Source organism: Streptomyces sp. SID3343 (assembly GCF_009865215.1).
In the GTDB taxonomy this organism is placed as follows: Bacteria; Actinomycetota; Actinomycetes; order Streptomycetales; family Streptomycetaceae; genus Embleya.
Map to the genome: position 1 here is coordinate 1 of NZ_WWJX01001221.1, position 5381 is coordinate 5381.

The 5381-nt window shown below is 68.4% G+C and carries 5 protein-coding genes; 3 read left to right on the forward strand and 2 right to left on the reverse strand.

Going from position 1 to position 5381, the window contains the following annotated elements:
* Positions 1-369 precede the first annotated feature (369 nt).
* On the forward strand, positions 370-2328 hold the full coding sequence (locus GT354_RS56795) for an AAA family ATPase (RefSeq protein ID WP_161361024.1): 1959 nt from the start codon (positions 370-372) through the stop codon (positions 2326-2328).
* 149 nt (positions 2329-2477) lie between these two features.
* Here the strand turns inward: GT354_RS56795 and GT354_RS38480 are convergent, their stop codons facing one another.
* The gene (locus tag GT354_RS38480; protein WP_161361025.1) at positions 2478-2879 is read right to left on the reverse strand and encodes a hypothetical protein; all 402 of its coding nucleotides are present in this window, start codon (positions 2877-2879) and stop codon (positions 2478-2480) included.
* A gap of 244 nt (positions 2880-3123) precedes the next feature.
* On the opposite strand from GT354_RS38480, the gene GT354_RS38485 reads away from it, so the two are divergent.
* Positions 3124-3894 carry a ParA family protein gene (locus GT354_RS38485; RefSeq protein WP_161361026.1) on the forward strand — a complete coding sequence of 257 codons (771 nt, stop codon included), beginning with the start codon at positions 3124-3126 and terminating at the stop codon, positions 3892-3894.
* Entirely contained in the window at positions 3891-4727 is an 837-nt protein-coding gene (locus GT354_RS38490) for a hypothetical protein (RefSeq protein WP_161361027.1), read from the forward strand. The genes GT354_RS38485 and GT354_RS38490 overlap by 4 nt, the downstream gene beginning before the upstream one ends.
* A 76-nt stretch (positions 4728-4803) precedes the next feature.
* On the opposite strand, the gene GT354_RS38495 is transcribed toward GT354_RS38490, so the two are convergent.
* The gene (locus GT354_RS38495) at positions 4804-5256 is read right to left on the reverse strand and encodes a hypothetical protein (RefSeq protein ID WP_161361028.1); all 453 of its coding nucleotides are present in this window, start codon (positions 5254-5256) and stop codon (positions 4804-4806) included.
* Positions 5257-5381 lie beyond the last annotated feature (125 nt).

A 5381-nucleotide genomic window follows, 5' to 3' on the forward strand; every position in this document is an offset into this window, starting at 1 on the left:
AGGCCGGTGACCTGCGGAGTACCCGGTTCGAGGGGCGTCGCTTCCAAGTGCGACGGGGGAAGCGACGGGGCAGGCGACGCCCCATCGGAGGGTGCTCGGCACGACGCGTGAAGGGCCGGCCCGTATCGGGCCGGCCCTTCGTCGTGTGGGTGGGCGGGCGGGTCAGGCGGTGTCGTAGACCCAGTGCAGCTGGCCGTCACCCGGCCCCCACCCTCGCCGTGTTGCGCGACGTGGCCGCCGCGGTGGACGCCATCGTGGCCGGCAGCACCGCCCACGCACGACGCAACCGACCCGCACAGGAGCAGCGGTATCTCACCGGACGTCTCTTTCCGGTGAACTCCGCTCCGCTTCGTTGCGAAGGCTGTCATCGTGGGCGGATTCCTCGCGGGCATCGTCGGTACGCGATCGGGAGGTTCGGTGACGCATGCAAGCGTGCCGGTCCAGGACGATGCGCTCCGGGATCTCGTCCGGTATCCGGCGGCCGTAGCGAGCCCGGCACTGCGGGGCGGCGTTGGTCGATGGAACGACAGGAGTCGCATGAGCGAGTCGTCGCAGTTCGGGTTCGGTATTGCCTCGGTCGTCCTGAAGGACGGCCAGGAAATCGATCTGCCTCGCGCCGGCCTGACCGTCGTCACGGGCAGCAACAACTCCGGCAAGAGTGTCTTTCTCCGGGACCTCGTGATGAACGTTGAATCACCCCACAACGAGGCTGGCCGCACACGATGGATCACCAAGGTCGAAGAGACGAGAGAGGGGGACTCCGGCGCGTTCTTCGACTGGTTGGCACAACGAGGATTGCGGAGCGTCCTGGTTAACGGTGTCCCCAGCTTGCGACTGTTGCCGGGACATGAAAATCCAACTCCCACCGATCAAGTCGCCCATCTGTGGGCCCGCGGGGACAGCAGCCTCATCGCTCGATTCCTGATCACCGGGCTGTGGACGGATGCGCGACTGGCCGACAACACGAACGCGGCGCAGTGGGAACACGGCACTCAACCCAGTCACCCGACTCAACTCGTGTGGCTGGACCGGAAACTGCACGACAGGCTCTCCGCGTGGGTCGAGAGAGCCTTCGGCGAGAAGATCGTCATCAATCGACACAGCATGCAGATTCGCCTGCAACTGAGCACGGAGGAGGAACCGGAGGAGACGCCGCCGCCCGCGACCGACGAGTACCACCAGTGGTACCGGAGGCAATCGATCCTCGGGGAACAAGGCGACGGCGTCCGAAGCTTCGTGAGCATCCTCCTTCATGCCCTGGTGCAGCCCCCGGCGGTGGTGGTCATCGACGAACCCGAAGCCTTCCTGCACCCGCCCCAGGCGCGCCTACTGGGGAAAATCCTCGCCGAGGAGACCAACTCGCGCTGCCAGGTGATCGTCGCAACCCACAGCGTCGACTTCCTGCACGGAGTGTTGGAGTCCAAGCCCGGCAACACCCGAATCATCCGCCTGTCGAAAGGCGCCGGACACCGGAAGGCCCAAACACTTGCTCCCGCAGCCGTCCGAGAACTCCTGACCGACCCGTTCACCCGCTACGCGAACATCGCATCGGGCTTCTTCCACGATGGGGTCGTCCTGTGTGAGGCGGAGGGCGACTGCAGATTTTACTCGGCCACCCTCGAGGAAGTCGTCTCGAGCACGCCCTCGACACCCGACCCGAACCTCACCTTTCTCCACGTCGGCGGAAAATCCAGGTTGGCCATGGCGCTGACCAAACTCCGCAGCGTGGGCATCCCCTCGGCCGTGATCACCGACATCGACATGCTCGACACCAAGCAGCGTGTCCGGCAGTTGGTCACCGCCGTGGGCGGAGAGTGGGATCGTGTCGCGCCGGACCTGGAGACGTTGCATCGGGCCGCCGGCGCTGCCGGCCACCACAGTCTGCCCGTCTCCGAGGTCAGAAGACGGATGAACGAGATCTTGAAGAACTCGCGTGACAGCGACACGCTCACGGTCGACCAGACCGTCGCCATCGCCAAGCTGGCGAAGAGGTCCTCCTATTGGAGCGCTCTCAAGGAATCGGGCACCCGGGCCGTGAGCGGCGACGAGCACAATGCCCTCACTCGCCTCCTCGCCTATCTCGGCGAGCTCGGGGCGTTCCTGGTCCCGGTGGGAGAACTCGAATGCTGGCACCTCGGAATCAAGACCAAGGACAAGAACGCCTGGATCGCGAACGTCTTCGAACAGAAGCTGCACCTGGACCCGCCGGACGAACTCGTGCGGTTCACACAGCAATACCTGGGCCATCTCACTCATTCACCGGGGACAAACGTCCCCGTCTACGCAACCTCCCACCGAGCGTCGGGCAAGCCGGGTCATCCCCAGTGACACCACCGAGCGTCCGAAGCATCGATCCGATGGTCAAGGGGCGTTGGGCTATCGAGGTGCCGCGCGCTCATGTGGAGCCGGTGGTGGCGTTCGACGGGTGGCCGGAACGCGGCGGGAAATCGGACCATCCGCCACCACGCGGCCGGGGGTTACAGCCGGGGTTCCCACCGGTCGCCCATCAGGGCCTCGGCGACCAGGCGCACGGCGCGCTTGGTTGCCGCCGCGCGGGATCCCTCGTGCTCGTACATCCGCAGCACCGCGTCCATCGCGTGCACCGGGACGGTGTCGCGCAGGTCCAGGCGGGCGGTGCCGTAGCCGTCCCGGGCCGCGGCGAGGGCGGCCATGACGTGTTGGCGGGCCATCCGGGCCAGGATCGGCGGATGTCTGCGTAGGACGTCGTGGGCTCGGTAGTCGGTCGGGCACAGGTCGAACAACCACGCCGTGGCGGTGTCCTCCCACCCCGGGACACCGGGCGGGCGCACTCCTCGGGGCCATCCGGGAGGCGCGATGCCGTCCTTGCCTCGCGGGCGGGGCGGGGCGGCCTGAGGCATGGCTCGCGTGAAGCGGCCCGGCTGCTCCCATACCGGGCTGTCGTCATCGCCATTGCTGGTACATATGTTCGATTATCGATCTTGGCGGGAGGAAACGCACCCGGCTCGGTGCTCTCTTCGGGGCATGTCGGGCATGCCCCCCGTGGTCTCCCCGCTACGGTGCCCGTGGCGGCCACGGGGCCGGTGGACGAGAGACAGGCAGTGGCATGGCGACGCGGATCGCGATCGGGAACAACAGGGCGGCGTGGGCAAGACCACGTCGACCGTGCGTCTCGCGGAGGCGCTTGCGGTGATGGGCAAGCGGGTGCTTGTCGTGGACCTGGACGCGCAGGGCAACGCGTCGCGGCGATTGAGCGCCCCGGCCGTGTCGGGGATCCCGCGCGCGCGGGAAGCCTGGACGATCTCCGAGGCGATCCACGCGAATCAGGAGGGGGCCGCTGCGGCTGCGGTGCACCCGATCGGGTGGGACGCGGAGTACGCGTCCCGGATCGCGGTGTGTCCGTCCGCGTGGGACTTGGAGGAGCGGATGAGCGAGGCGGGCCTCGTGGGCGCGCATCGCAGGCTGGGCCGAGCGCTTCAGGGCGTCGATGATGCTGTCGACTACACGCTGATCGACCTTCCTCCCAGCCTGTTCCACTTGACGCAGCTCGGTCTGGCGGCGGCGCACATGGCGCTCGCGGTCACGGAACCCGAGTACGACTCGATCGAGGGCGCGGTGAGGTTCCGGGACTTCGTCACGGCCAAACGGGGCGACCTGGCGAATCCGGGCCTGGAGATGATCGGGGTGATCGTCGCCAACTACGACAGCCGCAAGAGCGGCCACACCTTCCAACTCGAAGGACTCCCGGACATGTTCGGGGAGCTGTTGTGGGATCCGGTCGTCCCGGGGCGGTCGGTCGTCATGGACGCCGACGAGAGCGGTCTGCCGCTCGCGGCGATGAAGTCCCCGGCCGGCAAGGAGATTCGGGGCATGTACGCGTCCTTGGCCGTGCGCCTGATCAAGGCCGCCTCGTGACCGCCGCCGCCAAGCCCGCGCGCAAGCGGCCCGCCTCGACGTCGAGTCTGGCAAGCGGCGCAGGGAAGGCCGGCGATCAGGTGGCCACGGCTTCGCAGGCGGCGGCCGCCGCCGTGCCCGCCGCCCGGCAGGCCCGTGTGGTCGACCCGACCGCGGTGACCGGAACCCTCGCCGAGCAGCTCGCGGTATACGAGGCCGCGATCGACGCGGCGCACGAGACGGCCCGATCGACCCTGGCCGCCGCGAAGGCCAGGTACGTCGTCGAAGCGGGGACGGCGCTGCGCGAGATCCGTGACAGGGGCCTGTACAAGCTCACTCACGCCGATCTGGAGTCGTACTGCGAGGAACGGCACGGGATCACCCGGGCGCGGATCTACCAGATCATCGACGCGGCCCCGGTGATGATCGCCATGTCTAAATTTTTGGACACGCCGTTGGTGGAGTCCCACGCCCGGGTCCTGGAGCCGGTCATGCGGGCCCACGGAGTCGACGCAGCCCGTGAACTCGTTGCGAGGGTCCAGGATGCCGGGAAGGTGACGGCCGCTGCCCTCAAGCAGGCACGCAGGGACGCCGGTTACGAACCGGCCGCGCCGGAGTCCGCAGCACTGCGGGAATCGACGGGCGGAGGGAAGAAGACGGCCGTGGAGCGACTGGGTGCGGCGCAGGAACGCCTGTCGCGGGTCTCGGGGTCCGTCACCCGTGCGACGGTCCGCGCGGCGTCGAGGGAGCATCCCGGGCACACCGCGCGCCTGGTCGCCGATCTGACCGCCGATGTGACGTCCATTGCCGCAGCCCTCGGCCTGACCGTCAGCAAGGACGGCCGGCCCGGGTGAACCCGGCAACGCACAAAAGAGGGGTCACCGCGCTGCGCGGTGGTCCCTCTTTTTGTGGTCGGGGGTGGTGGGGTCCTCAGCCGGGGGCGACGAGTTGCACCACGGTCACGAGTAGGGCCGACGCGATGATCTGGTACGTGATGACGGCAACGCCGCCGACCTGGGTGATGCGGAAATCGTCGCTGCCGCCGCTCGGGTAGGGCCGGGACCCGCTGCGGTAGGGGTCGCCGGCCACACTGCTCATGCCTTCCTCGAACTTGTTCTTCGTCTTGGGGCTCATGTGGGCGATCTCGTCCCGGACGCGGTCGGTGTACTGGACCGTGTACCGGCTCACCGGCGGGCCGTCCCGTCGCCGAAAACATCCTCGGCGGGGTGGGTGCTCAGGCTCGCGGTGCGCGGCCTCCATGCGGGCGTAGAGGGCCCGGTGCTCGGGATCGGCGGACCGGTCGCTCGCGGCTGCGTCGAAGCGGATCACCGCGGCTTCCAGGTCCCGGATTTCTTGGGCGCGTTGGGCGCGGGTCCAGGTCATGACTGTCCGTTCGTGCCGGCGGCGTCGTCGCCGAAGTCCAGGGCGAGGTCCCAGTGGGAGATGTCGGGGGCGGTCTCGGGGGTGTGCGCCTGTGAGGGCAGGACGGCCCGGTGGACGTCGCGGTG